Raw genomic sequence first — 26,156 nt, forward strand, 5'->3', positions numbered from 1 at the left:
CTCCTCCTACGAATAGGATTCATTAAATATGTCAAAAGGAAGGTGGAGACCTTTCTTCGACAACTGGTCGTGGCATTGCGGAACGACCCCTGTTGCCGTATAAAAACCTTGTACATTCCCTTCCTCGTCCATCCCCTGACGATGGAACTTAAAGATCTCTGACATGGTGATGATTTCCCCTTCCATGCCATTAATTTCGCAAATGCTCACCATTCGGCGCTTACCGTCCTCTTGGCGTTCCATTTGTACTACTAGGTGTATCGCAGAGGCAATTTGAGAGCGAAGGTTCTTAGCACTCATATTCCACCCTGCCATAGCAAACATATTTTCCACCCGAGATAATGCGTCACGCGGGGTGTTGGCGTGAATCGTCGCTAATGAACCATCGTGGCCGGTATTCATCGCTGCAAGCATATCGACGGCCTCGGCACCACGGACCTCCCCAAGAACAATCCTATCTGGACGCATCCGCAGTGAGTTTTTCACCAAATCTCGCTGGGTGATTTCCCCTTTACCTTCCAAGTTGGCCGGGCGTGTTTCTAACCGAACGACATGAGTTTGTTGCAGTTGAAGCTCTGCAGAATCTTCAATGGTAACGATACGATCATCGGCAGGAATGAAATTAGAGAAAATATTAAGAGTCGTGGTTTTACCTGAACCTGTACCACCCGATATCAAGACATTGAGCGCCCCCTGAACCGCAGCTTCAACAAATTGAGCCATCTGAGGAGATAATGAGTTGAACGCCAATAAGTTATCCATATTGAGCTTTTCAACCGCGAAGCGACGAATAGAGACTGACGAGCCATCTAAAGCGAGAGGGGGAATAATCGCATTCACACGAGAACCATCGGTCAAACGCGCGTCGACCATTGGCGAAGCTTCGTCAATACGGCGCCCCACTTGACTAACAATGCGGTCAATAATATTGCGTAAATGACGTTCATCGAGAAACGTGTAAGGCGTCTGTTGCAGCTTACCTCGTCGTTCTACAAACACATGTTTGGGCCCATTAACTAGGATATCGGATACTGTGGCATCATTAAGCAGGGGCTCAAGCGGTCCAAGGCCAAACACCTCATCTTCGATTTGCTGAATAACCCGCTTGCGTCCTTCGGCACTCAAAGCATGGGTTTGGTCATCCGCCATCAATTGAACAATCGCGTCATGAAGGTCATTTTTCGCCCGCTCTTTCTCCAAACTTGCCAAAAGTCCTAAGTCTAGTGTCTCGAGCAGTCTTTGATGATAGTAGTGCTTAACTTCTTGCTCTTGCTTCAGCTGTTTGCGTGCATCATCAACCGCTTTATCACTTGCTTCCTGCTCTTGTTTTTTCTTTTCCTTCAAAGCATTAGATGCGGTAAGAGCTGAAGATTCACCGCCAACTTCTAGACCAGAGGCATCTTGTTGCTCTCGCTGATCTGCTTCAATAACCTTCTTCTGCAGTTCAGGGTTCATATTCTTTCGTTTGAAAAACATCGTACGTTACCCTCTCATTTCACCTAGCTAGGAGAACAACTTGCTTAGCCAGCCTTGTTTTTTCTCACTCTTCGGTAGGAGCAACGAAACAAACTTGCTTACCGATTTCGACAAAGTACTGCCTTTTTTGGCTTCAATAAACGGGCGGCCTAAGTTGGCACTCTCCAGCGCAACTTTGAAATCATTCGGGATGGTATGAACAGAGACATCCCCAACCGCCTCTTTAATGTCTTTGAGCTTGATGGTCTGCCGTTTCTCATAGCGATTCACTATGATCTCAACTTGATCCCGATTTATGCCAAACTCAAACGAGAGTGTTTTAATGATTTGGTTGCAGCTTTTGATCGCGACAAGGTTTTGCTGCGTGACCATGAACAGCTTGGTCGCAGGTGAAATAACCGGAGCGAACAGACGATCGAGGCCTCTTGAGAGATCAACCACCACATAGGGATATTGCTCGCGAAGAAACGGCAACAACTTATTTAAGTGATGGGCTTTTTCGTAGTTCTCATGGCTGTTTTCACGCTTAAATGCCAAGATGTGCAGCCCTGAATCATGCTTTGTCACCAAACTTCCCAATGACACCTCATCCAGATCAGAAACATTAGCCAAAGCATCAATTAAGCTGTATGTCGGTTGAATATTGAGATAGTCATTGACGACGCCAAACTGTATATCGAGATCGAGTAACATCACTTGTTCAGGGTGTTGTTGTGCCATTTTGATCGCGGTATTCAGTGCCAACATCGATGCGCCACACCCCCCTTTTGAGTTCATGAACACCATCAACTCACCAAGGTTGCGACTGGCCACCTTATCTTCTGCCACATTATTGAGTAACGGCGTTAGCTCCTGAATCTCAGCTTTATCGGACACGAAGTCCGCCGCACCAATTCGCAGCGCTATTTTTAGCGCACCACTGTCATGCTCATTCCCAAAAACAATCAACTGCGCTTCATGGTTACTGCTATTTTCAGCTGGAGATTCAAACTGCTGTAGCTCAACGATTTTCTGCGCCCAATTAGGGCCAGTTTCAACAAAAATAAGGTCTGGAGGAGAAAAATGGGCAAGGTTTGCCACCACCAAACCATGAAAAGAAATCATCTCATAGCTGATGCTCTGGCATTTGGATAACTCATGGCTAATATGCAAATGAAACGCATCGGACGAGTAAAAGACCCATACTGTTAAATTTGTTTTTAGCCTCAGAGGGGGACTCTGTTTCCCCGGTGCAATTGGCACGGCTTCACCCATTCATTCTCTCCTGCAGTATCCCTAACTGCTACTACCATTAAGGTATTCGTTTTTGCTTTGTTACTTACCTTGCTTCACGGCTGTGTACCGAATCATTCCATATGTACTAAGCCCGTGATTTGATAGCTAAACTTATCGATTATTCCTCACTCATTACTAAGTGTAGGAAACGTATCGAGATCTGCCAGAATAACCGAAAGCTTAATTACTGAAGCCCTCTAAGAATTGGCTGTCAGTTCCCTGCAGGTCTTTGTCTTGTTTGCCAGTGTAAACTTGATAAGCCCCTTCCATACGCTCACCACTCCCTTCAGGGATTAACCCTAAGTTCTCTGTTGTGGCATCTGGGTTGTAAACTTGAGCATTACGTACTTTCACCATATGTTGACCGAGCTGCTCCGCGTTATTGACACACCCAGTCAGCAGCACCATTGAGCCAATAATTGTGATCACTAATAAACGCAATTCCATCATTGCCTCCTAAAGACTGTGTCCAAACGTACCTTCAGTGCCACCTTTCGAATGGTCAATGAAGTTGCTTTCTTGGGATTCATTAGATTTAGATTTCCCCGTTGGTGCGATGTAAGCACCACGTCCAAGCAAGTAATACTCAAAATCATTCGGCTCAACGAATGAGTCAGTCGGTAACGAGACCTTGCTTCTATCGATAGGTTTCGCCAACCTTGGCGTGACTAATATAACCAACTCAGTTTCACCTGAAATGTACTCCTGACTATTAAACATTTGCCCTAAAACAGGGATATCGCTAAAGCCAGGTACCCCACTGACAACATCTCGCACGTTTTCGCTTAGTAACCCAGCAATACCAATGGTTTGCCCATCAGCAAGCTCCAAGGTTGATGACGCGCTTCGACGGGTAATCGGTGGGATAACGTATGTTCCGTTAGTGCCTCCGGGGTTTAAAGTAAGCGTGGCGCTGTTGGCAATTTCACTGACATCAATGGCTAGATTTAAGTTAATGTGCTTGTCACTTAGAACCGTAGGAATAAACTTCAGTCCAACACCGTACTCTTTGTACTCTATGGTGATGCCATCATCATCAGGGACAGGGATTGGAAACTCGCCACCAGCAAGAAACTCAGCCTTCGCTCCACTGAGCGCCGTTAAATTAGGCTCGGCCAGCACTTTTGCTGAGCCATTTTGTTTGGCAATATCCAGTGCAAAGGTAAACAGCGTATCCCCATCGATAAAGGTGCCTAAGAAGCCCGTGTTATCAATTCCTGGTGCATTGAAAATTGGGCCAATCCCGCCATTTACATCATCAATGATTGCCCCTGCGGATGTGCCCCCCCAAGAAAAGTTGCCGTTGCTTTCAAAGAAGTGGAAATTGGAATCAAACTTTCTTACTAAGCTACGCTGCACTTCTGCGACCGTCACTTCCAACATTACCTGCTGGGCACCACCTATGGTCATCAAGTTAATCACACCGGTTTTCTGTACTTGTTCACTCAGGGAACGATTTTCTTTGTCCGCTTCTTGCCCAGCAGAATAAGTTTCCGCAACTCGCAGTGCTTTGTTCATCGCCGCTTGATTACTTATCTGCCCACTCAAGATCAGTCGATTTTGCGCGCTATGAACTTCAATCTCCTCATTGGGTAAAAACTCATATAACTTGGCTTTAAGGCTGTTCAGGTCATGGGTGACTTCGATGTTGATTGATTCAATCAAGCGCCCACGACTGTCCCAAGCCATCAAGTTCGTTGAACCCAATTTTTTACCAATCAGAAACACTTCATCCGACTTGAGCATTACAATATCGAGCACTTCGGGATCACCCAATGAGACTCTTTTGGCCTTTGCAGCTAAAGTGACATGAGTTGATTTGTGATGCGGTACTTTGACAATTTTGCCTGACTGAGTGGCTGATACTGCTGACAAAGAAAAACTTATACTCACTACTAATATTAAAATCCGTTTCAACATGGCTCACCTCAATCTCTGACTCGAATATTGCTAGATTCAGTGCCTTTAATAATCGTGACACTTGGTGCAACGTATTTTTTGACCACTTTTTCTTCTTCGTGAGGGTTACGCAGTGTTAACTGAATTTCCCCTTTGCTTCTAGCAGTCAGTAGTTTCTCGGCATCTTTAGGTGATACCTCTAACGTTACAGCGCGCACAATGATCGGTTTGTTTTCTTTGGTCCGTGCCGTTTGGTCTACCGCGAGTACTTTGATGTCTTTCAGCACCGTGACGGTATTTGCATACGTCGAGCTGTATTTAATGGTATTAAGGACATCAACGCGATTACCCGGTAATAAGAAACCGGCAACACCAATAACATCATTAACCCGAATGGTGACCGCGCGTTTGTTTTCTGGAATCAACGAAGCCAACGTTGAGCCTTCGCCAGGCGCTGCCAATCGATTCTGATGCACCACTTCACCTTGATAAATCGTGGTTGCGACCACTTGCCCTATCAACTCTTCGGCTTTGGTAAACTGACCTTCATTTCGCCAATCGACTTCTAACAATCGACTAGAAACATGCTGCTCTTCAATCGGGGTACCTGCGGGAATTTCCTGGCTGGCGATAATGACAGGCTCTCGCTCAATTAACTCCATTTCCACTTGGGGCTGTAATTGTCTATCCATCCACTGCTTAGCAAAAAATACTGCGCCTAAGCCGAATACTATAGATAGCAAAAACAGTAATATGACCTGATTTCTGCTCATCGTTCTCCTCCTCCTTTGCCGTCAGCAGTAAAATAAACTTCCCAGGCGCGGGTGACGATTTCAGGGGAGATAACCGGATCAACTTCTTCAAAAACAATGATATCTCGGCTGATACCAACAATATCCTTTGGAATACAAGGATAGAAACCAACGCGATGCTGACTGTGTAAATCAAATAACTTGGTATAGCTTTCTTCACTCACTGTCAGTTTTTTCGATTGCGCAAACGAACTCCACAACGAGTGATATTCTTCTTTTAACAATGGTCCAAATTGAATCTTATAGCCAAGGCGACGTAAAAATGCGGGATCACTGATCTTTTCCGGATCGAGGTTCGTAGAAAAGGCCAATGTAAGAATAAAAGGTATGGTGATTTGTTGGCCATTGGGGAGATTGAGGTAGTCATAAAAGTATTCCATCGGAACAATCCAACGGTTTAACAAGGTGTCTACTGGCATGGGCTGACGCCCCAAATCATCAATAATGAAAATGCCATTGTTGGCCATCATCTGCAGTGGAGCCATCCATACTCGGTTGTGTTCAGAGTGATTGACTTCTAGCATATCCATCGTCAACTCACCGCCAACTTGAATACTTGGTCTCTCACACAGGGCCCATCGCCTGTCAAACTGCTCTTTAAACGCAATGGATTTGATTTCTGAACTGGCGACCTTTTTGTGATGCTGCGGAGAAAACACTTTAATAATGTTACCTGCTGCATACACTGCGTAGGGAATATAGACCGAGGTGTTCAGCGAATTGAGTAGCCTAGTCGCGACAAAGGTTTTACCTGTACCAGCATCGCCATAAAGTAATAACGCTCTCCCCGAATTGATTGCCGGCCCCAAAACGGAAATCATTCTCTCCGCGCCGAGCACCTCAGACAAAGCAAAACTGACATCTTGACGATTTACCATTTGAGCCCTGACATCTTGGTCTTTAACCATGGCTTCATAGTCGTTCAAAGAAACGGGTGCGGGCCCTAAATAAGCATCTTTAGCAAAGGCTTCATCTGCTTCTTGCATTCCCTGCTCAGACAATCCGTACCGAACGTTACCGGTCGACTGAGTTGAAAATGAAGAAGGTGTGGCTTGAAAAACTTCAACGTGAGACTTGCTCCGTAAGTCAGCGAGCATATCTTCAATCATGTGACTGTTAACGCACATCAACTCTGTAAGTTTGAGGATATCTGACTTAGGGTATGCGGCTAAATGTTTGATCAACAAGTTCTCTAGGACCGCCCGAGGGATGTTCAGAGAATCAAATGATGTCGGAACTGGAGGAGCTTCCGCTTGAGGCTTCAATTCAGTTCTATGTTTAACCTCTTTATTTGACTGCACCATAGAGACTCCTTCTCTTTCAGTGTGCCTAGAAGTAACTTTGTAACGCCAAGCCAATCACGACAATGGGAGCAAACGGCATTCTTAATTTTTGAGCTTGCTCTTCAGCAACGTCTTTGGGTGCTGTCCGCCCATAAGCAAACAACATTTTGTACCGCTCTAGCTGATGTTTTACGCTCTCTTCTTTCCCTGCGGCTTTGATCAATGCGTACACGCTGCCAACGAGAATGCTCGCGACTGCGATCCACAACGAAATATCCATCAAATGTCCCCAGCCCAGCCAAAAACCGACAACGCCAAGTAACTTAACATCGCCAGGCGCCATAACTCTCAACAAATGAAGAACCAGTGCGCCAAAAAACATGGCTCCACCGCCCATCAACGCCTCAGTAAACGAAGGTGACAAGGTCGGCTGGACGAGCATTTTTGCTACACACAGAACGAGGGTTAAAATCAGTAGTACATTAGGAATGCGATGCTCTCTAGCATCAGACACAGCAATCATGAGCAACACAAACCAGATAAAGTACTCCATTCGAACACCTACCTTGCTGCCGCTACTGGCTGAAAAGGGAATTAAATTCTTCTGTTAAAATATCTTGGAAAGCAAGAAAGAGACCAGATAGGCCTGCAAGCATCACGCTCGCTCCGACAACATACTCGACTACTGTCAGACCAGTCTCGTCTTGAAAAAAGTTCTTGATGTTATTTTTCAGCAACATAATCCACTCCTAGATGTTGTATAGGCTCGCTTTATGGGGAGCAGCCAACCTATACAACTATATTAGTAGGGATTATCAAATTTGCCTCATCGGTTCACGATGAAGATTGGTTGAATACACCACTTAGCTGTGTTTCAAGAATCGAGCTAAATGCATCGAAAATACCAGCTAGACCAAGCACTAACAAGCCTGCGCCCACTACGTATTCAACAACCGTTAAACCTTCTTCGTCCTTCAAGAATGCTTTGATATTTTTTAGTACTTTAGTCATAACCAGTCTCCTTTTGTCTAAGTACCTAAGCGTCGTGCTTAACTATAAATTAGGAGTTTTCTGCCACTAAGAGTTAGGACTTTTTTGTCTAGTTTTGGTACTTTTCTGCTCTAATAAATGTGCTAAAAAGGCAAGAAAGTCCCAGAATTAGGTGATCTGTTGACCATAAACCTGAATAATCTACAAATAAGCGTGCTCTAAGCATTTTCAATAACTCATTGTAAAAAATGGCCTTAACCATCAATTAAGTAAATACACCCACCTGATAGATATATTTATTTGCAATGTATCAATACTGATACTTGACAAAATTGAGCAATAAATAAACATTGATCTTGCTCCCAAAAATATCTGACCTAATAAGACATTCATATCAACAGCATGGCACTAAGAAAAAAGCACTAGCTTGGGGAAAAGTTTGCGTTCACCGTTCGCTAACCTAATCTTAAAACTATTACTGAGTACTAAATTAGGGCTAGCTGAAGTGAATGTATTACACAGTGGTTATTGGTTAGGTCAGTCTACGTCCTTCATTTCTAAAGATTTAATTCGAGATTTAGACGAGTACTTCGACCTAAAAGATTATGGGTTTGATGTCTCTGTACTCAGTGAATCAGACATCCACTTTTGTTTTTTCTACTATCAAGACTCATACCATTCACTGTTTTTAACCGCAGCTAAGCTTTGTCAAAACCTAGAAAAAAGTTTAGTTCTCTTTCACAAGGGTGACTTGGGCGAAGACGTGAAAAGTCTAGAAGTCGTGTTCAAAACGTACGATCTTTCAACGCCAATGGAAGATGAATGGGCGAAAAAGCTCAGCGAACAAATTCATTACCAATACACGAAACACCAAGAAATATTAGAGATCCACCGACTTACCTCGATGATCCAAAAGCAAAATGTCAGCAAGGACCTAATCGAGATCTTAAGGTATATAGACAAAAACCTCTCGCGTACCATTCGGGAAGAAGATGTCGCGGAATATTGCCATTACTCGGTTACCTACTTCTCTAAGTTCTTTCATAAAACCATCGGGGTGAGTTTCAGAGATTACTTGGTTCTCAAGCGGATAAATTTGGCCAAACAACTGTTGACCACGGAGCGAAAGGAAAAAATCTCATTTATTGCTTTTCAATGTGGTTACCACGACGTGTCATATTTCTCACGAATATTTAAAAAGAAAACGGGTTTAAGCCCAGCCGTTTACCGCCAACTTCATTAATTCTGTGTCACACCTTGTAGCATATTATTTGCCCAACACTTCACTCTCATTCCTCTTCCATGCTAAAGTTAACAAGCTGTTAACAATAAAAATAAATCATTATTTTGCCGATAACATGGAGTTAGAGAATGATTCAGCCTAACGAGTTAAGCAAACCAACTTGTGCTCTCCCACCCCCCAACGAAATGATCTTGAAATGGGCCGAGGAACGCCCCAATGAGATCTACCTAAAGCAGATTATTAATCGCCAGTTTGTCGAATACACATACGCAGAAGTTGCCGATAAAGCTCTACGGCTTGCCACTGCGTTAAAAGAATTTGGCTTACAACCTGGTGACAAAGTCGCACTAGTTTCAAAGAACTGTGCAGAATGGTTTATTTGTGATTTGGCCATGATGCTTGGTGATTTTGTTAGCGTGCCGATTTTCCCAACGGCAGGTGCCGACACCATTGAGTACTGTGTCACTCACAGCGAAAGTAAAGTGTTGATTGGTGGTAAACTTGATGATGCTGCAGCAACACAGCAGGTGATTGATTCTCAAGAGAACCTTATCACTGTGTCACTACCTTATGACAGTGCGCCGAATTGCCAGCACAGCTTTAATGAACTGATCGAGAAATCAGAACCTAGCCAAGGCAGGCCCCAGCATTATGATGATAAGTTAATGTCACTGGTGTACACCTCTGGCACCTCAGGCCTGCCAAAAGGGGCGATGCTCACTTACGGTGCGTTTAGTTGGTCAGTACAACAGTTGATTGATCACATTGGCATTCAAGAGAATGACCGCTTGTTCTCCTATTTGCCGCTCGCTCACATCACTGAACGTGTTTATATCTTCGGTTCGTCTATTCAAGGCGGTGTTCAAACGGCCTTCCCCGAATCACTAGACACCTTTATTGAAGATGTAAAAATGCAGCGCCCGACGTTGTTCATCTCCGTCCCACGTTTATGGACTCTATTCCAGCAACGCATTCAAGATAAGCTGCCACAGAAAAAGCTTAATATCCTACTCAAGATTCCATTTGTGAACTCCTTAATCAAGAAGAAGCTCGCAGATGGACTAGGTTTAGATCAAGCGCGTGTGCTAGGTTGTGGCTCAGCTCCTGTCTCGCCAGCACTATTAGAGTGGTACCGTAGTGTTGGTCTCAACATTACCGAAGCATGGGGAATGACTGAGTCTTTCGCTTACAGTACGTTAAATTACCCATTCCGCGCAGACAAGATTGGTAGTGTAGGTAACGCAGGCCCTGGGATTGAGCTCAAAATTGCTGACGATGAAGAGATTATGGTTCGCGGTAAAGGACTGTTCTCTGGTTACTACAAAAATGACATCGCGACTCAGGAATCTTTTGATTCTGAAGGCTGGTTACATACTGGAGATATTGGCTTTATCGATGCAGATGGCTACTTAACGATTCAAGGACGCAAAAAAGATACCTTCAAAACAGCGAAAGGGAAATTTGTTGCTCCTGTACCAATCGAGAAGAAGCTATTTGAATACAGCCGTGTCGAGATGATGTGTTTGATTGGATTAGGCTTACCTGCGCCAATCCTTCTCGTCGTACCACACGATTTCCCGAACTTTGATCGCGATCGATACGAACGTACCACAGAAAAAGTCATCGCTCGCATGAATGCAGAGCTTGAGTCGCACGAGCAAATCAAAGGGGTATTGATGATCAAAGACCCTTGGAGTATTGAGAATGGCATTCTCACACCGACTCTTAAGATCAAACGCCATGTGCTCGAACAAAAATATCATGACGTAGGCCACAACTGGCCGAAAGGAAAACTCGTCGTCTGGGAAGAGTAAAGTAAGAATGGATAACAAAGGAGAGCTATCAAGCTCTCCTTTTGCTTTCTGCACAAACACTTTATGATGCCAAGTCATCTAAGCGAAAGACAAGGAAAGATTATGGATGCAAGGTTGCATCATTTGCCAGGATTACGCTATTTCGAAGTGGCTGCGCGACTGAACAGCTATAGCCGAGCAGCAGAAGAGTTGTTTATTAGCCAAGCCGCAGTTAGCCAAAAGATACGCCAACTAGAAGACGGTTTGGGCTGTAAGTTATTTGTTCGTGAAGGCCGGGAGATGCGTTTAACCGAACAAGGGAAAATCTTGTATAAACATGTCTCCCAAGGTTTCGAAAACATCATCAGTGGCCTTAATCAAATCCAAAGCGAACCGGTAGAAGGTTTACTGTGTGTAAGCTCCACTCCTTCGTTCGCTTCTCGCTGGCTCTTACCGAGGCTGTGGAAATTTTCGACCCAGCATCCCAATATCCCAATTCGGATCATTACCAGCTGCGATGCCCCTAAACTTAAGCAAGGTGACGCTGACTTAGCCATTTGGCAAGGTGACGAATTGGATATAAACGGTGAACAAAAGCTGATGAAAGAGTTTTTGTTTGAGGAAACTATTTTCCCATTTTGTTCTCCTCAATTAGCCAAGACAATTGACCTAACAGACCCAAAACAATTGTTACAAACCTGGCTAATCCACTATGAATCTGGTGGCTACCCTTGGCAAAGTTGGTTTGCCAAAGCTGGTGTTCCGATGAATAAAGAGTCGGTCCAGTGGATGGACGTCAGTACTTTTGATCACGCCATGAATGCCGTTATGGCAGGTCATGGAGCGTGTCTGGCTTCTGATTCTTTGGCAAGCGACTACGTTGAAAGGGGGCTACTCATTAAGCCGTTTGAGATAGGGATGACACCGGGTATTCAGTTCAACCTATTCTATGACCATGAATCTCCTCGCCGCCAACGTATCGCTGCATTTGCTAACTGGCTGCACAATGAAATCGCTGAGTAGCCATCAGTATAAAACGACTAGTTCCAAAAACGGCGAATACTCTCTTGATGAGCTTGTTCTTTCGTTAGTCCAAGATCATCGAGTAGATGCTCTGGCAAGTCTTCTAACTGCTTACGAGTACGATAATTACGCCACCAGCGTTTTATTAGAGTTAAGATTTCTTTATCCCAAGCTAAAGTATCAGATAGTTTCTGTTTGTAGCCATACTCTGAAGTTTCCATGGTTTATCTCCTCTCTTGCATTTAATGACTAAATAATTAACCATGAACCTATCTTGCTCAAACGATACAAATTGACCTTCAGTTAAGGAAAACTAAAGTGAAAGATCGATTACCACCTTTGCAGGGTATCTATTATTTTTATACTGCGGCGAGGCTAGGCAGCTTTAAACTCGCGGCTCAAGAACTCTATGTCACTGCCGCAGCCATTAGCCAGCAAATACGTCAGCTTGAAGACTTCTTAGGCGCAGAGTTGTTTTTGAGGCAGCATCGTAAAGTCACGCTGACCATGGAAGGAGAAATCTTGTTTGAGCAAGCTCAACGCGGTTTTGATCATCTTCACCGCGGTATTAGACAAATCAACCAAGATCCCAACCCTAACCAGCTCTCCATATCGACATTACCCTCCTTTGCCCAGCACTGGTTAGTACCAAGAATTGGTCACTTCAGACAAGAGAATCCAGATCTAGAACTCATGATTGAACCCACCAGCGAGCTGGCTGATTTTCAAAACTCTAATCTCGATTTATGCATTCGATATGGACCCGGAGACTACCCTAACATTACTTCAGAGCTCCTGATCGAAGAGCTTCTCTACCCTGTTTGTCATCCGATTTACCAAGAGCAACATGGGATATACGATCTCAAAGACTTAACTGGGGCAGACTTGATCGAAGATTATTGGCGAGATCTAGATTGGGGGATTTGGTTAAACAACGTAGGTCACAAGGCTTCGAAACCCACTTTAAAATACAATGGCTCTCATTTTGTTTTAGAGGGCGCGCTGGCAGTTCAAGGCGTCGCTTTAGCCAAGCACACCCTAGCCCAACGCTACATTGATGAAGGTAAATTGGTAAGGATAGGCAATCTCGCTCAAAGAACCGACTACAATTATTTCCTCTGTGCCCCAAGAGCTTACTTTAAGCGAGCAAAAATCAAACGTTTCTGCGAATGGATTTTCACGCAAGCCCAAGAGTGCAAAAATCTGCAAAACTTGGGGCTAGAGATTATCGATAGCCGCAGTCCCAGATAAAGTGGCAACCTGACAAATCGCCACCTTGTATGTAGGTCAAGGTTCAAGTCTTCGTACCACCTCACTGTTGAAAAAACCGCTAAATATCCTTCCTTTTTCGTCCATAAAAAAAGCCCCAGTCTTTCGACCAGGGCTTTCAAAGCTATCTAGCTAACGTAAGAATTACTTCTTCTCGTTACGCTCTTTAACTTCTGCGATTACTTGCTCAGCAACGTTTGCTGGACATGGTGCGTATTGACCGAACTCCATAGAGAACTGACCACGACCAGAAGTGATAGTACGTAGGTGACCGATGTAACCAAACATTTCTGATAGAGGAACGTCTGCTTTAATACGAACGCCTGTAGTACCAGCTTGTTGGTCTTTGATCATACCACGACGACGGTTAAGGTCACCGATTACGTCACCAACGTTGTCTTCTGGAGTGAATACGTCAACTTTCATGATTGGCTCAAGAAGTTGTGCACCCGCTTTAGGCATAGACTGACGGAATGCGCCTTTAGCAGCGATTTCGTAAGCGATAGCTGAAGAGTCAACTGCGTGGAAACCACCGTCGAATAGTTCAACTTCTACGTCTAGAGTTGGGAAGCCAGCTAGAACACCAGTTTCCATCATAGATGCGAAACCTTTCTCTACTGCAGGCCAGAATTCTTTAGGTACGTTACCACCAACAACTGTTGAAGAGAACGTGAAGCCAGAGTTTGGCTCACCTGGGCGGATACGGTAGTCGATCTTACCGAATTGACCAGAACCACCAGACTGCTTCTTGTGCGTGTAGCTATCTTCAACTGCTTGAGTGATAGTTTCACGGTAAGCTACCTGTGGAGCACCTACTTCTAGCTCAACGCCGTAAGTACGCTTAAGGATGTCTACCTTGATGTCTAGGTGAAGTTCACCCATACCTTTCAGGATAGTTTCGCCAGACTCTTCGTCAGTCTCAACTTGGAAAGATGGATCTTCTGCAACCATCTTACCGATAGCGATACCCATCTTCTCTGAACCGCCTTTGTCCTTAGGAGTTACAGCGATAGAGATTACTGGTTCTGGGAAGATCATAGCTTCAAGAGTACATTCGTGCTTAGGATCACATAGAGTGTGACCAGTTTGAACGTTCTTCATACCAACGATAGCGATGATGTCACCAGCTTGCGCTTCAGTAAGTTCGTTACGCTCATCAGCCTGCATCTCACACATACGACCGATACGCTCAGTCTTACCAGTTGCTGAGTTAAGGATAGTGTCACCCTTCTTCAGACGGCCAGAGTAGATACGTACGAATGTTAGTGCACCAAAGCGGTCATCCATGATTTTGAATGCTAGCGCTTTTAGTGGCTCATCTGCAGATACTGTAGCAACTTCACCAGTTGGCTCACCAGTTTCTGGATCTGTTAGAGGCTGAGGATCAACTTCTGCTGGAGCTGGTAGGTAATCTACAACAGCGTCAAGGATAAGTTGCATACCTTTGTTTTTGAATGCAGAACCACAGAAAGTTGGGAAGAACGCTAGATCACGAGTACCTTTACGGATACAAGCTTTTAGCTGCTCGATAGTTGGCTCTTCACCTTCCATGTAAGCTTCCATTAGGTCGTCGTCTTGCTCTACAGCAGTCTCAACTAACTCTTCACGGTATGCTTCTAGGTCATCAACCATGTCCGCTGGAACTTCTTTGATTTCGTAGTTCTCTGGAAGGCCTGTGTCATCCCAAACGTAAGCTTGACGGTTTAGAACATCTACAACACCAACGAAATCGTCTTCACGACCGATTGGCAGAGTCATTACTAGTGGGTTTGCGCCAAGAACGTTCTTCACTTGATCAACAACGTTGAAGAAATCTGCACCCATACGGTCTAGTTTGTTTACGAAGATCAGACGAGCAACTTCTGAATCGTTCGCGTAGCGCCAGTTAGTCTCTGATTGAGGCTCAACACCACCAGAACCACAGAATACACCGATACCACCGTCAAGAACTTTAAGTGAACGGTATACTTCTACTGTAAAGTCAACGTGTCCCGGAGTATCGATTACGTTTAGGCGGTGGCCATTCCACTCACAAGTTACAGCTGCAGACTGGATAGTAATACCACGCTCAGCTTCCTGCTCCATGAAGTCAGTTGTAGACTCACCGTCGTGTACTTCACCAGTTTTGTGGATTTTACCAGTAAGCTTAAGGATACGCTCAGTGGTGGTAGTTTTACCCGCATCAACGTGCGCGAAAATACCAATGTTTCTGTACTTTGATAAATCTGCCATTGTCTTACTCTGTTTATAAGGTATAAATTGCGCGCAGAGTATATCACAATCTGTCAAGACTGATACCCTTGCGTGCTGTTGTCGTAAAAAAAACTTTTCCCACCAATATTAGCAGTTATTTCGTGCTTGTTTCGGCAAATTCACTCTTATTGATTAAGTTTTCTTAGAATAAAAATGCTGCTTATTCATACATAAGCAGCACCTTTGAATCAGGCTATTACGCTCAGACTATCGAGGGCAAATTTCCGATTCGGGAAAAAAGAACTCAATTTCGCGAGCTGCCGACTCAGGGCTGTCAGAACCATGCACTGAGTTATAACGCATGCTAACTGCGTAATCCGCACGGATTGTGCCACATGCTGCTTCTTCAGGGTTGGTTTTACCCATCAATTCACGGTAGCGAGCGATAGCATTTTCGCCTTCAAGAACCTGAACCATAATAGGACCAGATGTCATGAATTCTTTAAGTGCTGGGAAGAACTCTTTGCCTTCATGCTCAGCATAAAAACCACTTGCTTGCTCTTCCGTCAAACGGACCATTTTAGCCGCAATAATTTGCAGACCTGCTTTTTCAATACGGTGATAGATTTCGCCAATTAGATTACGTTCTACTGCGTCGGGCTTAACGATAGAAAAAGTTCTTTCTAGAGCCATAGGGTATCCTTTCGTTTTCTCTTGTTTTGATAAAAGAGGCTCTACGGCCTCTTAGTCTTAAAATTATTTATTTGCTTGTTGAATCAACAAACCAGCTAGGCTTCGAACACCGACACCAGTCGCTCCCGCGGACCATTTGTCGGTGCCTGACTTGCGGTAAGTTGCTGCACAGTCAAAGTGTAACCAACCTTTCTTATAGTCTTCTACAAAATAGGATAGGAATGCCGCAGCCGTACTCGCGCCTGGAGAGTAATCGCCGCTGCTAATATTAGACAGGTCTGCGAAGTTAGATGGCAACATTCCGCGGTGGAAATCCGCAAGCGGCAGCGGCCACAAGCCTTCTTTTTCTTCACGAGCGGCTGATAAAGCTTGATGGGACAGTTCGTCGTCAAAGCTCATCAATGCGTGGTAATCATTACCCAGTGCATTTTTCGCCGCACCTGTCAGTGTCGCGCAATCAATGATCAGCTCTGGGTTTTGCTCACTCGCATAAATTAGGCCATCCGCTAGTACTAAGCGCCCTTCGGCATCGGTATTCATGATCTCTACCGTCTTACCATTTTTGTAGGTAATGACATCGCCTAGCTTAAGAGCTCGACCCGAGATCATGTTTTCAGCACAGCATAGAATCAGTTTCACACGCTTATTCAGGCCACGCATAATAGCCAAACCTAGAGCGCCTGTAATCGTGCCCGAGCCACCCATGTCGGCTTTCATAGCAGTCATGAAACCAGAAGGTTTAATGCTGTAGCCACCAGAATCAAACGTAATGCCTTTACCGACAAGACAAGCAAAGACAGGGGCATTCTCATCTCCCGTTGGATTGAAGTCCAACTGGAGCATCGCAGATGTACGCTCAGAACCGCGTCCTACCGCATAGATCCCTTGCCAACCTTCCGTCAGCAAATCTTTGTCTTTTACAATGCGGGCTTTGACTGTGCCCTCTGGAGCAACAGATTTAATGAACTCTGCCGCCATGGTCGCTAATTGACGTGGAGCGACCTCCTCTGCCGGCTTGTTGATAATATCGCGAGTGAAATCTGTCGCTTTGATTCGTGCTGTTAGTTCAGCTTGTTCAGCTTCTGCAAGCTCTTGCCACTCAAGTTGATTAGCCTTCTTCGGACCACGGTAGCCCTGATGAAAAGCCCAAACACTCTCTAGGTCCCAACGCTCACCAATAAGTGAAACCGACGCTATGCCTTGACCATCAAGTTTGCGCGCCGCTTTTTGAATTGCACCAAGGTCATGACTTTCATTTAGGTGGATGGTTGCTCCATTCTCAGAAAATGAAAGAATCGCTGATTCGCCCCAATGCGGCGCGGCGGGTTCTTGGCTTAGAAATACTGACATCTGTGTAGACATGGTTTCTCCTTGTCTGTATTGGCGCTGCCTACGCCTTTTTCTATTCACTCAGGGATGTTAACACTTTAATGTTAAATTGATAAAAAAACGGACCAAAAGGTCCGCTATTTTTAGTAAATTTTGTTAACTGGGGAAGGTTTCCCCATAGGCTTAATCCATTTCATCCATCCAACAAAGGATAACCGCCTCTAAAATCTTCTCATTTGAGCGATTTGGTTCATCATCAAACTCATCTAGCTCTAGGATCCACTGGTGGAGATCCGTAAATCGCACGGTTTTAGGATCAACATCTGGAAATTTATCGCATAACTCAATCGCGATATCGCGTGAATCTGTCCATTTCATTGCTTACCTTCCTCTTAGATAGTTTGTTGTGATTTTTTGGTCTATCGTTGTTAACCGATACAGGGAAAATTAATGGTCTTCCGATGCATGGTTTAAAGTGTATTTTGGAATTTCGACCACCAGATCTTCATCTGCGATTCTAGCCTGGCAACCTAGACGAGATTCAGGTTCAAGACCCCATGCCTTATCCAACATGTCATCTTCTAGTTCATCACTCTCCTCAAGAGAATCAAAACCTTCACGAATAACCACGTGACAAGTCGTACAAGCACAAGATTTCTCACAAGCATGCTCAATACCAATGCCATTTTTTAAAGCGACATCAAGAACCGTTTCCCCTTGCGCAGCTTCAAGTACTGCGCCTTCTGGGCATAAGTCTTCATGGGGTAATACAATAATCTTAGGCATAACTATAAACTCTTAAATATCATCTACCGATTGACCTGACAACGCAGCTCGAATCGACTTATCCATACGACGAGAAGCAAACTCTTGACTCGCCTTATCTGTGTCTTTGATCCCTTGCTCAATCGCATCAGCATCATCGCCATTTCGTAGTTCGATCAATGACTCAATCGCACTGATCAACGCAACACGTTCTTGCTCAGTAAGCAGCTCGTCACCATCTGCCTGCATCGCAGCGATCAAACCTTCAATAACTCGGTCAGCTTCGACTCTTTGTTCTGCTAACGCTCGAGCTAACATGTCGTCTTTTGCATAAGTCATAGAATCGCGCAGCATGTTCGCCACTTCATCATCACTCAGACCATAAGAAGGTTTCACTTGAATCTCAGATTGAACACCCGTGCTCTTCTCCATTGCAGTAACCGACAACAGACCATCCGCGTCAACTTGATAAGTGACTCGTATATGAGCAGCGCCCGCAGCCATTGGAGGTATGCCTTTCAAAGAGAAACGTGCCAATGAACGACAGTCATCCACCATTTCACGCTCACCTTGAACGACATGGACACTCATTGCGGTTTGACCATCTTTAAACGTGGTGAATTCTTGTGCGCGAGCGACTGGAATCGTGGTGTTGCGAGGAACGATTTTCTCAACCAAACCGCCCATGGTTTCAATGCCTAAAGACAGTGGAATAACATCAAGCAACAGCATCTCTGAGTCAGGCTTGTTACCCGCTAAGATATCAGCTTGAATACCTGCGCCAATCGCAACGACTTCGTCTGGGTTTATGCTAGTTAGCGGTGTACGTCCGAAGAACTCACCAACCATCTCTCGAACTAGAAGAGTGCGAGTTGAACCACCAACCATAACGACATCTTTGACTTCTTCCAGATCGACTTGAGCATCTTTTAATGCGCGGCGACAAGACATCAAGGTCTTCTTAACCAAGGGACGAATTAACTGTTCAAAATCGTCACGAGTTACAGAGCCTTGCCAACCTAAAACGTCAACAGCAACTGAATCTTGCTCAGAAAAGGCAATTTTCGTTTTGGTTGCAACGTTAAGGAGAACGCGGTTCTCTTCAGCACTTAATGGCGTATTCAATCCTGCTTTCTCAACCAAGAAATCAGCAAGTAGGTGGTCGAAGTCATCACCACCCAGCGCAGAATCGCCACCAGTTGCCAGAACCTCAAACACACCTTTTGATAGGCGAAGAATGGAAATATCAAAAGTACCACCGCCAAGGTCATAAACGGCAATCACACCTTCTTGACCAGAATCTAAACCGTACGCGATTGCTGCAGCCGTAGGCTCATTGAGTAAGCGCAACACATGCAGCCCTGCTAACTTAGCCGCATCCTTTGTACCCGCTCGTTGAGCATCATCAAAGTAGGCAGGGACGGTGATAACAACCCCGGCGAGTTCACCACCGAGCGTTTTTTCAGCTCGTTGTCCTAATACTTTTAGAATCTCTGCCGACACTTCAATTGGGTTCTTATCACCATTTGCGGTTTGCAAAATTGGCAGGCCGTTATCACTGGCTTTAAATTGATACGGCAAATTGGGGTAGCGAGATTGGATGTCAGCTAGCGAACGACCGATTAGGCGCTTTACAGAAATAATGGTATTGGCAGGATCGGTTTCAGCTTTCGCTTTAGCGCTGTCACCAACGTCTAATTGTTCTCCAGCGTAGTTTACAACAGAAGGGAGAATGCTACGCCCTTGCTCGTCTTTCAACGTAGACACATCACCACTTCTTACAGAAGCGACCAAAGAATTGGTTGTGCCTAAATCAATACCTGCAGCAAGTTTATGCTCATGGGGTGCCGAGCTTTGGCCCGGTTCTGCTATTTGAAGTAGTGCCATGGTTGGTCCTTGTCTCTTACTAGCCGAGTAGCTTATCTTCCACTAGTTCTATTTCGTGTTTCAATTTAGCAATAAACTTAAGCTTACGAACGCTTTCTGCCGCTTGTGGCCAAAGTGCGCCATTAAGTTCTTGCTCAACGGTGACTAGTTGCAGCTTATGCATCTTGGTCACTTTGCTATCGAAATCGAATAATGCATCTTCTGGTTCAGCACTATTAGCTATGTCTTCCAGTTCTTCTCGTAGTTCCATTTGTTCCATCAAAAACATAGGATCTTGCATGGTCTGTTGCTCACCACGAATCTCCACGCCATTTTCTGCGAGCAAATACTCTGCCCGAGAAATCGGGTTTTTAAGCATTTGGTAGGCATCGTTTATCTCGGCAGCCTTTTGCACCGCCATCAAGCGATCTCGTTCAGACGCTGTGGCGAAGTTGTCCGGGTGAAATTGTTTTTGAAGTTCACGGAACTGTGAAGAAAGAAGGCTACCATCCAGCTGAAACTGACTTGGTAGCCCAAATAATTCGAAGTAATTCATATTGAATTCGGTCCTTGGTAATAAACCTGCGAACGAAAAGCTCGCAGGCGCTATCAATTAGACGTTGAAGCTTTCACCGCAACCACATTCACTTTTCGCATTTGGGTTGTTAAATTCAAACCCTTCGTTCAAGCCTTCCTTAACGTAGTCCAATTCTGTACCGTCTAGATACACTAAACTCTTTTGGTCGATGATGACTTTAACGCCAGCATGCTCAAACACAGAATCTTCTTCATTAAGCTCATCAACAAACTCAAGTACATATGCCATACCAGAGCAACCCGTCGTTTTTACACCTAGACGCAAACCGATACCTTTGCCTCGATTTTCTAGGAATGTTCTAACGCGACTCGCCGCGGTTTCTGTCATTGTGATGGCCATACTGCACCTTAGTCTGTCTATATTGCGAATGAATGGGAGAAATAACCTCCCATTATATACGGATTACTTATTCTTGGTGTTTTTTCTTGTAGTCTGCTACTGCTGCTTTAATCGCGTCTTCCGCCAAAATTGAGCAGTGTACCTTTACTGGTGGCAGTTCAAGTTCTTCTGCGATTTCTGCGTTTTTAATTGCAGCCGCTTCATCAATACTCTTGCCTTTCACCCACTCTGTCACGAGTGAGCTTGATGCGATTGCACTACCACAACCGTAAGTTTTGAATTTCGCATCTTCAATAATGCCTTCTGGCGTTACTTTGATTTGAAGTTTCATAACGTCACCACACGCTGGTGCGCCAACCATGCCGCTACCGACTGCAGGGTCTTCTTTATCAAATGAACCTACGTTACGTGGGTTTTCGTAGTGATCGATTACTTTTTCGCTATATGCCATGATAATTTACCTCGAATCCTCTATTAATCTTTGGGAATAACCTGCGATTAGTGGTGAGCCCACTCAACCGTGTCTAGGTCGATTCCTTCCTTGTACATATCCCATAGAGGAGACATGTCGCGCAGTTTAGTCACTGCAGTACGAATCTGTTCAATTGCGTAATCAATTTCTTCTTCTGTCGTAAAGCGACCAAAAGAGAAACGAACTGAGCTGTGTGCCAACTCATCATTTAAGCCAAGTGCGCGCAGTACATAAGACGGCTCTAAGCTCGCTGAAGTACAAGCACTACCAGAAGATACAGCAAGGTCTTTAAGAGACATTAATAGCGACTCACCTTCAACAAACGCAAAGCTCACGTTTAAGTTGTGCGGTACTCGCTGCTCAAAGTCACCGTTGACTGTTACTGCCTCTAGGTCTTTAACTCCATCAAACAAACGATTACGAAGCGCTAGTGCGTGTTCAAAATCTTTCTGCATGTCTTCTTTCGCAATACGGAATGCTTCACCCATACCAACAATTTGATGCGTAGGAAGAGTGCCTGAGCGGAAACCACGCTCATGACCGCCGCCGTGCATTTGCGCTTCTAAACGAATACGTGGCTTACGACGAACATACAAAGCACCAATACCTTTCGGGCCATAAGCTTTGTGTGCAGACAAAGAGATAAGGTCAATCTTCATCTCTTGAACATCAATAGGTAGTTTGCCCGCAGACTGCGCTGCGTCTACATGAAACACAACTTTGCGCTCACGACATAGTTCGCCGATAGAAGCTACGTCTTGAATTACACCAATTTCGTTGTTCACGTGCATGATAGAAACCAATACCGTATCTTCACGCATTGCCGCTTCTAGTTTCTTAAGGTCAATAAGGCCGTTTGATTCTGGCTCTAGATAAGTAACTTCAAAACCTTCACGCTCAAGCTGACGACACGGGTCTAAAACCGCTTTGTGCTCAGTCTTACATGTGATTACGTGCTTGCCTTTCTTTGAGTAGAAATGCGCAGCACCTTTAATTGCTAGGTTATCTGACTCAGTCGCACCTGATGTGAAGACGATTTCACGAGGATCTGCATTTAGTAGGTCAGCGATTTGCTCACGAGCAGTGTCTACTGCTTCTTCTGCCTGCCAGCCATAACGGTGCGAGCGTGATGCTGGGTTGCCAAACGTTCCGTCCATCGTCATGTACTGAACCATCTTTTCAGCTACACGAGGGTCTACAGGACAGGTCGCCGAATAATCTAGATAAATAGGCAGTTTCATTTTCTACTCCAATGTAACAGGCAAACCGCTTATGAGCGGACGTTTACACCGATGGGCGCGGTGCTTGTATTTTTAGTAGCAAACCCATGATTAACGGCAAGATCAATGTCTTGTCGATCTGAAATTTCTAGGACTTCGTTATCTTTCATTAACTCACCGAGAGTAATGTTATTTAAGAAGTCACTGATGCGCGAACTTAAATCACGCCATAGTGTATGGGTCAAACAACGAGAGCCACCTTGGCAGTCTCCCTTACCATTACACTTAGTTGCATCAACCGATTCGTCTACAGCTGCGATAACTGTACCGATCGCGATTGTGTATGCATCTTCACCTAGGCGGTAACCACCACCTGGTCCACGCACACTTGCTACCAAGCCAGCTTTACGCAGTTTGGAGAAAAGCTGCTCTAGGTAAGACAAAGAGATCCCTTGACGCTCTGAAATATCAGCCAGAGGTACTGGGTTGTGTTGCGAATGCAGAGCCACATCTAACATGGCTGTCACTGCGTATCTTCCTTTAGATGTAAGTCTCATATAACACCATATCCACACCGTTTATGTGGTATGAATTTTTTCATACCTGACTAAAATGGTCAAGTATTTATTTGACTAATTTAGTCAGGTATTTAACCCTAATCTAATTAAGGGGATATTATCGAGGAATACGCTTTTCAATAGACGTCAGAATGCCTCTCAAAATATTGAGTTCTTGAGCCTCTGGGCGCGCTCTATTAAACAGTCGACGCAGTTTGTTCATCACCTTACCAGGTTGTTCTTCACTGATAAATTGGGTACTAACCGCGACTTTTTCAAGGTGCTCAAAAAACAATTCCAACTCTTTATGACGAGGATATTCAGATTGCTCTTGCGGAGTATACTGCTGTTGTTCTTTTTCCAAATAAGCCATGCGTATTTCGTAGCTTAGTGTCTGTACGGCCATCGCTAGATTAAGAGAACTGTATTCTGGGTTCGCAGGGATACAAACATGGAAATGGCAAGTCTGCAGCTCATCATTTGTTAGGCCAGTACGTTCACGACCAAACACCAAAGCAACGGGTGCGTTCTGCCCTTCTTCGACAAACTTTTGTCCACACTCGCGTGGTTCGAGCATTGGCCACTCCAAGGTTCTTGAACGAGCGCTTGAACCAACGACTAGCGCACAATCTGCGACGGCCTCAGCTAAAGAGCTAACAATAGTGGCATTTTCCGCGATATCACTCGCACCGGCAGCTAAAGCCAACGCTTGTTCATCAATGCTACATTGAGGATCAACTAACACTAAATTGGACAAGCCCATCACCTTCATTGCGCGAGCGGCAGAGCCAATATTTCCGGAGTGCGAAGTCCCGACGAGGACAACTTTTACGTTGTTAAGCATTGATGTTTTCCAAGACATAATTAAAGCCGCAAGATAGTAACATATACCTGAGTAAAATGGTCAGACCCTTTCGAGTAATAAAATCAAAAGTGCAAAAATTAACCACTTCCATTTAATGGGATATCTGGTATACTGCCGCCCGTTTTTCTGTTCTTTAACATCCGTTGGGAAATTAGTATGCATCCAATGCTTAATATCGCTATTCGTGCTGCACGAAAAGCAGGCAATCATATTGCTAAATCTTTAGAAAATGCTGAGAAGATCGAATCAACTCAAAAAGGCACGAACGACTTTGTTACTAACGTAGACAAAGAAGCAGAATCTATCATCATCGATACTATCAAGGCGTCATACCCTGAACACTGTATCGTTGCTGAAGAAAATGGCGTTATTGAAGGTAAAGACAAAGAAGTACAATGGATCATCGACCCACTGGATGGCACAACAAACTTTGTAAAAGGTTTGCCTCACTTCTCTGTATCAATCGCTGTTCGCCTAAAAGGTAAAACAGAAGTTGCATGTGTATACGACCCAATGCTAAACGAGCTATTCACTGCTCAGCGTGGTTCTGGCGCGCAACTAAACAACGCTCGTATCCGAGTAAAACAACTTAAAGATCTACAAGGTACGGTTCTCGCAACTGGTTTCCCATACAAGCAGAAGCAGCACTCTGAATCTTACTTTAAGATCATGTCAGCGCTATTCGTAGACTGCTCTGATTTCCGTCGTACTGGCTCTGCTGCCCTTGATCTATGTTACCTAGCAGCGGGTCGTGTAGACGGCTTCTTCGAGCTTGGTCTAAAACCATGGGATATCGCAGCAGGCGAGTTGATTGCGCGTGAATCTGGCGCGATCGTGACTGATTTTGCAGGCGGCACTGACTACATGAAGTCGGGTAATGTTGTTGCTTCAAGTGCGCGTGGTGTGAAAGGTATGCTTAAGCATATTCGCGAAAACGGCAATGAAGCTCTACTAAAATAAATATCCGCTCCGTCACAGCTGTATTTTAAGCCCACTCTCTGAAGTGGGCTTTTTTGTATCATCTATACTTATGTGACGTTTTCCATTCCAGCTAAAGCCTCGCGTATGAAATTTTTAACAGCTCTATTGCTATTATCCTCGTTCGCACACGCAGAGACTCTTGTTATTGCAGTAGAGGACTACCCTCCTCATACTTCCAGTCACAACCCCGAACATAGGCGACTTCAATCGCCCATTACCTCCATATTCGAATCTTTAGGCTATGAAGTTCAATATGAATATACTTCGTGGGCCCGTGCTCTGAAGGGAGTAAAATCAGGCAAATTTGATCTCACCTACCCTTGGTTCGAGAATAAAAGTAGGCGCAATGAGTTTATTCTTTCAGAACCGCTCATGACGCAAAAAGTGGTCTTCTTCCATCGCAGCGATAGTGACTTCGATTGGGAAACACGCAATGATCTTAAGCAATACACCCTTGGAGCAGTCGTAGATTACACCGCCCGTGATGTATTGATTGATATGGGGCTAACGCCCTTTACAGGTAATACTGACCGGTATATTTTTCAGCTTCTATATAAAGGTCGAATCGACGCTTATCCTGCAACAGTCGAAACTGGCCTGATGAGGATTGACCAAGTACTACCACCGACCCAAGCTCAAGCTATCACTTATCATAATAAGCCTTTATTTGAGCAGGACATGTACATCCTGTTCACTAAAGACAAATTCAAAGATTCAGCATTACCTGAGCAGTTCAACCGGCTCTGGAGAGAATACCTAACATCTAAAGAACAGCAGTATTGATAAGCCTTTATCCCCTTTAGCGATTAAGAGGAGTAACATAAAGATTTTCAGAATAGAAAAGTCAGGCTCCGACTAGAGCCTTAAGACTGGGATGGCACAGCGTAGATTCAAACTCCCAACACGCACATCTTTAGTGCTAGAGAAATTCGCTGCTCTTTTTCTGACCAAAATGAAAAAGGCTCCAGCATTGCTGCTGAAGCCTTAAATATGGCAGGGGTGGAGAGATTCGAACTCCCAACACGCGCATCTTTGGTGTTAGTGGAATCCGCTGCTCTCTTCTGACCAGAAATGAAAAAGGCTCCAGCATTTCTGCTGAAGCCTTAAATATGGCAGGGGTGGAGAGATTCGAACTCCCAACACGCGGATTTGGAATCCGCTGCTCTGCCAATTGGAGCTACACCCCTGTAGTTATTTAAAGACTTAACTTTGTCT

General features: G+C 44.7%; 28 protein-coding genes and 1 tRNA gene. 6 read left to right on the plus strand and 23 right to left on the minus strand.

Annotation, left to right across the window (positions count from 1 at the left end):
- Nucleotides 1-6: 6 nt before the first annotated feature.
- From RH45_RS21355 to RH45_RS21390, 9 genes are all read right to left on the minus strand, one after another.
- Nucleotides 7-1,476 (minus strand): CpaF family protein, encoded by a 1,470-nt coding sequence (locus tag RH45_RS21355; protein ID WP_008081358.1) that lies wholly within the window; start codon nucleotides 1,474-1,476, stop codon nucleotides 7-9.
- Between the two features lie 27 nt (nucleotides 1,477-1,503).
- The gene (locus RH45_RS21360; protein ID WP_008081360.1) at nucleotides 1,504-2,730 is read right to left on the minus strand and encodes an AAA family ATPase; all 1,227 of its coding nucleotides are present in this window, start codon (nucleotides 2,728-2,730) and stop codon (nucleotides 1,504-1,506) included.
- 201 nt (nucleotides 2,731-2,931) lie between these two features.
- Nucleotides 2,932-3,198, minus strand: coding sequence for a hypothetical protein (locus tag RH45_RS21365; RefSeq protein WP_008081361.1), 267 nt, complete (start codon nucleotides 3,196-3,198; stop codon nucleotides 2,932-2,934).
- 9 nt (nucleotides 3,199-3,207) lie between these two features.
- Nucleotides 3,208-4,671, minus strand: a complete 1,464-nt coding sequence (locus tag RH45_RS21370) for a type II and III secretion system protein family protein (protein ID WP_008081363.1) — start codon at nucleotides 4,669-4,671, stop codon at nucleotides 3,208-3,210.
- A gap of 8 nt (nucleotides 4,672-4,679) precedes the next feature.
- On the minus strand, nucleotides 4,680-5,423 hold the full coding sequence (cpaB, locus tag RH45_RS21375; protein ID WP_008081365.1) for a Flp pilus assembly protein CpaB: 744 nt from the start codon (nucleotides 5,421-5,423) through the stop codon (nucleotides 4,680-4,682).
- Nucleotides 5,420-6,766: an ATP-binding protein gene (locus tag RH45_RS21380; protein ID WP_008081366.1), complete on the minus strand. Its 1,347-nt coding sequence runs from the start codon at nucleotides 6,764-6,766 to the stop codon at nucleotides 5,420-5,422. Before RH45_RS21380 ends, cpaB begins: the two co-directional genes overlap by 4 nt.
- Before the next feature lie 25 nt (nucleotides 6,767-6,791).
- The gene (locus tag RH45_RS21385) at nucleotides 6,792-7,298 is read right to left on the minus strand and encodes an A24 family peptidase (RefSeq protein ID WP_008081367.1); all 507 of its coding nucleotides are present in this window, start codon (nucleotides 7,296-7,298) and stop codon (nucleotides 6,792-6,794) included.
- A 22-nt stretch (nucleotides 7,299-7,320) separates the two neighbouring features.
- A complete protein-coding gene (locus RH45_RS23620) occupies nucleotides 7,321-7,485 on the minus strand; it encodes a Flp family type IVb pilin (protein WP_008081369.1) in 165 nt (54 codons plus the stop codon).
- 94 nt (nucleotides 7,486-7,579) lie between these two features.
- A complete protein-coding gene (locus tag RH45_RS21390) occupies nucleotides 7,580-7,756 on the minus strand; it encodes a Flp family type IVb pilin (protein WP_008081370.1) in 177 nt (58 codons plus the stop codon).
- A 484-nt stretch (nucleotides 7,757-8,240) separates the two neighbouring features.
- Between RH45_RS21390 and RH45_RS21395 the strand changes: the two genes are divergently transcribed.
- The 3 genes from RH45_RS21395 (at nucleotide 8,241) to RH45_RS21405 (ending at nucleotide 11,794) form a co-directional block, all read left to right on the plus strand.
- Nucleotides 8,241-8,978, plus strand: a complete 738-nt coding sequence (locus RH45_RS21395; protein WP_039959045.1) for a helix-turn-helix domain-containing protein — start codon at nucleotides 8,241-8,243, stop codon at nucleotides 8,976-8,978.
- Between the two features lie 128 nt (nucleotides 8,979-9,106).
- Nucleotides 9,107-10,792, plus strand: coding sequence for an AMP-binding protein (locus RH45_RS21400; protein ID WP_008081373.1), 1,686 nt, complete (start codon nucleotides 9,107-9,109; stop codon nucleotides 10,790-10,792).
- Between the two features lie 102 nt (nucleotides 10,793-10,894).
- Complete coding sequence (locus tag RH45_RS21405) at nucleotides 10,895-11,794, plus strand: LysR substrate-binding domain-containing protein (RefSeq protein WP_008081375.1); 900 nt, start codon at nucleotides 10,895-10,897, stop codon at nucleotides 11,792-11,794.
- A gap of 17 nt (nucleotides 11,795-11,811) precedes the next feature.
- Here RH45_RS21405 and RH45_RS21410 read toward each other — a convergent pair whose 3' ends face one another.
- Nucleotides 11,812-12,015 (minus strand): DUF1127 domain-containing protein, encoded by a 204-nt coding sequence (locus RH45_RS21410; protein WP_008081376.1) that lies wholly within the window; start codon nucleotides 12,013-12,015, stop codon nucleotides 11,812-11,814.
- A 97-nt stretch (nucleotides 12,016-12,112) separates the two neighbouring features.
- On the opposite strand from RH45_RS21410, the gene RH45_RS21415 reads away from it, so the two are divergent.
- Nucleotides 12,113-13,045, plus strand: coding sequence for a LysR substrate-binding domain-containing protein (locus RH45_RS21415; protein WP_008081378.1), 933 nt, complete (start codon nucleotides 12,113-12,115; stop codon nucleotides 13,043-13,045).
- 162 nt (nucleotides 13,046-13,207) lie between these two features.
- Here RH45_RS21415 and fusA read toward each other — a convergent pair whose 3' ends face one another.
- The 12 genes from fusA to trmJ all read right to left on the minus strand — a co-directional run bounded on the left by fusA (nucleotide 13,208) and on the right by trmJ (nucleotide 23,939).
- Nucleotides 13,208-15,295 carry an elongation factor G gene (gene fusA, locus RH45_RS21420; RefSeq protein WP_008081381.1) on the minus strand — a complete coding sequence of 696 codons (2,088 nt, stop codon included), beginning with the start codon at nucleotides 15,293-15,295 and terminating at the stop codon, nucleotides 13,208-13,210.
- Between the two features lie 228 nt (nucleotides 15,296-15,523).
- Nucleotides 15,524-15,949, minus strand: coding sequence for a nucleoside-diphosphate kinase (gene ndk / locus RH45_RS21425; protein ID WP_006881029.1), 426 nt, complete (start codon nucleotides 15,947-15,949; stop codon nucleotides 15,524-15,526).
- Nucleotides 15,950-16,012: 63 nt separating this feature from the next.
- On the minus strand, nucleotides 16,013-17,311 hold the full coding sequence (gene pepB, locus RH45_RS21430) for an aminopeptidase PepB (RefSeq protein WP_008081385.1): 1,299 nt from the start codon (nucleotides 17,309-17,311) through the stop codon (nucleotides 16,013-16,015).
- Between the two features lie 150 nt (nucleotides 17,312-17,461).
- Nucleotides 17,462-17,656, minus strand: coding sequence for a Fe-S cluster assembly protein IscX (gene iscX, locus RH45_RS21435; protein WP_008081386.1), 195 nt, complete (start codon nucleotides 17,654-17,656; stop codon nucleotides 17,462-17,464).
- A 69-nt stretch (nucleotides 17,657-17,725) separates the two neighbouring features.
- Nucleotides 17,726-18,064, minus strand: a complete 339-nt coding sequence (gene fdx, locus RH45_RS21440) for an ISC system 2Fe-2S type ferredoxin (protein ID WP_008081387.1) — start codon at nucleotides 18,062-18,064, stop codon at nucleotides 17,726-17,728.
- Nucleotides 18,065-18,076: 12 nt separating this feature from the next.
- Nucleotides 18,077-19,930: a Fe-S protein assembly chaperone HscA gene (hscA, locus tag RH45_RS21445; RefSeq protein WP_008081388.1), complete on the minus strand. Its 1,854-nt coding sequence runs from the start codon at nucleotides 19,928-19,930 to the stop codon at nucleotides 18,077-18,079.
- 19 nt (nucleotides 19,931-19,949) lie between these two features.
- Nucleotides 19,950-20,465, minus strand: coding sequence for a co-chaperone HscB (gene hscB, locus RH45_RS21450; RefSeq protein ID WP_008081389.1), 516 nt, complete (start codon nucleotides 20,463-20,465; stop codon nucleotides 19,950-19,952).
- 57 nt (nucleotides 20,466-20,522) lie between these two features.
- Nucleotides 20,523-20,846, minus strand: coding sequence for an iron-sulfur cluster assembly protein IscA (iscA, locus tag RH45_RS21455; RefSeq protein WP_008081390.1), 324 nt, complete (start codon nucleotides 20,844-20,846; stop codon nucleotides 20,523-20,525).
- Nucleotides 20,847-20,913: 67 nt separating this feature from the next.
- Entirely contained in the window at nucleotides 20,914-21,297 is a 384-nt protein-coding gene (iscU, locus tag RH45_RS21460; protein ID WP_004412993.1) for a Fe-S cluster assembly scaffold IscU, read from the minus strand.
- Nucleotides 21,298-21,344: 47 nt separating this feature from the next.
- Entirely contained in the window at nucleotides 21,345-22,559 is a 1,215-nt protein-coding gene (locus tag RH45_RS21465) for an IscS subfamily cysteine desulfurase (RefSeq protein WP_008081395.1), read from the minus strand.
- Nucleotides 22,560-22,588: 29 nt separating this feature from the next.
- Nucleotides 22,589-23,095 (minus strand): Fe-S cluster assembly transcriptional regulator IscR, encoded by a 507-nt coding sequence (iscR, locus tag RH45_RS21470; RefSeq protein WP_008081400.1) that lies wholly within the window; start codon nucleotides 23,093-23,095, stop codon nucleotides 22,589-22,591.
- Between the two features lie 118 nt (nucleotides 23,096-23,213).
- Nucleotides 23,214-23,939, minus strand: a complete 726-nt coding sequence (gene trmJ / locus RH45_RS21475) for a tRNA (cytosine(32)/uridine(32)-2'-O)-methyltransferase TrmJ (RefSeq protein ID WP_008081402.1) — start codon at nucleotides 23,937-23,939, stop codon at nucleotides 23,214-23,216.
- 177 nt (nucleotides 23,940-24,116) lie between these two features.
- On the opposite strand from trmJ, the gene suhB reads away from it, so the two are divergent.
- Nucleotides 24,117-24,920 carry an inositol-1-monophosphatase gene (gene suhB / locus RH45_RS21480; RefSeq protein WP_008081403.1) on the plus strand — a complete coding sequence of 268 codons (804 nt, stop codon included), beginning with the start codon at nucleotides 24,117-24,119 and terminating at the stop codon, nucleotides 24,918-24,920.
- 105 nt (nucleotides 24,921-25,025) lie between these two features.
- On the plus strand, nucleotides 25,026-25,724 hold the full coding sequence (locus RH45_RS21485; protein ID WP_008081404.1) for a substrate-binding periplasmic protein: 699 nt from the start codon (nucleotides 25,026-25,028) through the stop codon (nucleotides 25,722-25,724).
- A 327-nt stretch (nucleotides 25,725-26,051) separates the two neighbouring features.
- Here RH45_RS21485 and RH45_RS21490 read toward each other — a convergent pair.
- A tRNA-Trp gene (locus tag RH45_RS21490) sits at nucleotides 26,052-26,128 on the minus strand.
- Nucleotides 26,129-26,156 lie beyond the last annotated feature (28 nt).

This window comes from Vibrio sinaloensis DSM 21326, from assembly GCF_000189275.1.
Classification (GTDB): Bacteria; Pseudomonadota; Gammaproteobacteria; order Enterobacterales; family Vibrionaceae; genus Vibrio; species Vibrio sinaloensis.